Genomic DNA, 253 nt, shown 5'->3' with positions numbered 1-253 from the left:
AAATCATATCTTTCTCCTAATTTTTTCTTTAATCGTTGTTTACTTTTTTTGATGGCATCAATTGTAACGCCCAATAAATTAGACATTTCGTAGTTATTAAAATCTAATTTTTGAAGCATTATTATCTTAAGATTAGATTCTTTCAATTCTGGAAAATTTTCCACTACATAGTTGTAAAACTCACCGTGCTGTTTGATAAACTCTCTTTTGAAGGCATTCCAATTTTCATCTGTCATCAAATGAGAGTTTAATA

Annotated in this window: 1 pseudogene; it reads right to left on the bottom strand. The window is 27.7% G+C overall.

Annotated elements, in window-relative coordinates:
• Positions 1–236, bottom strand: a pseudogene (locus ACFRAE_RS17835) (hypothetical protein); the annotation flags it as partial.
• Between the last annotated feature and the right edge of the window lie 17 nt (positions 237–253).

The sequence above is a fragment of the Sphingobacterium sp. HJSM2_6 genome (assembly GCF_049316305.1).
In the GTDB taxonomy this organism is placed as follows: Bacteria; Bacteroidota; Bacteroidia; order Sphingobacteriales; family Sphingobacteriaceae; genus Sphingobacterium.
The sequence above is the reverse complement of the archived record's forward strand: the minus strand, read 5'-3'. Positions and strand labels throughout refer to the sequence as shown.